General features: G+C 67.9%; 1 protein-coding gene. It reads left to right on the top strand.

The genetic code is table 11. The features are described 5' to 3' along the window. Positions 1-364 (top strand): autotransporter-associated beta strand repeat-containing protein (locus ACLBX8_RS31665; RefSeq protein ID WP_447716412.1); only part of this gene is annotated, 364 nt, incomplete at both ends.

Raw genomic sequence — 364 nt, 5'->3', positions numbered from 1 at the left:
CCATCGACGGCCCGGGCCAGTTCACCTCCGACTGGACCGTCAACACCACCTACAACGGACAGGCCTATTACGGCCGCTTCGCCAACGCCATCTCCGGCGTCGGCGGCCTGACCAAGGTCGGGCTCGGCACCCTCGAACTCGCCGGCACCAACACCTATGCCGGACCGACCACCGTCGCCGGCGGCACCCTGTTCCTGTCCGGCAGCGGCAGCCTGACCTCACCGGTCTCCGTCCAGAGTGCGGGCACCTATCTCAATGCCGGCTGGACCCAGAGCAGCGTCAGCAATGCCGGCCTCCTGATCAACACCGGCACCATCTCCGGAGGTGCGACCAATGCCGGCACGGCGCTCAGCAGCGGCGTGAT

The sequence above is a fragment of the Methylobacterium sp. D48H genome (assembly GCF_053345715.1).
Note: the sequence above shows the minus strand (reverse complement) of the source record. Positions and strands in the feature narration are given on the sequence as shown.